Source organism: Virgibacillus sp. 7505, from assembly GCF_002272135.1.
Classification (GTDB): domain Bacteria; phylum Bacillota; class Bacilli; order Bacillales; family Amphibacillaceae; genus Terribacillus.
Genome location: NZ_NPBF01000365.1, coordinates 1 through 226, shown reverse-complemented (window position 1 = coordinate 226; position 226 = coordinate 1). Strand labels below are relative to the sequence as shown.

At 47.8% G+C, this 226-nt stretch carries 1 pseudogene; it reads right to left on the bottom strand.

Annotation, left to right across the window (positions count from 1 at the left end):
* Window positions 1–226: pseudogene (locus CHH91_RS20780) on the bottom strand (MFS transporter); the annotation flags it as partial.

Here is a 226-nt window from a genome sequence, read left to right as displayed (position 1 = left end):
ATAAATACGGCGGTTGCCAAAAAAGGGAAGCTTGGCGAAAACGCAATCCCAAGCATGCCGACGATAGCACTCATGCCAGCAGCCAACATAATGCTGTATTGCCCGAAATAACGGATCAAACGAGAAGAAGCAACTAACGCAAGCGTGTAGGAAGCAAACGCAAGTGCGCCAATAAAGCCGCCATCTGCTTCGCTTAGATTAAGAGAAACAGCAATGTCTGGCAGAA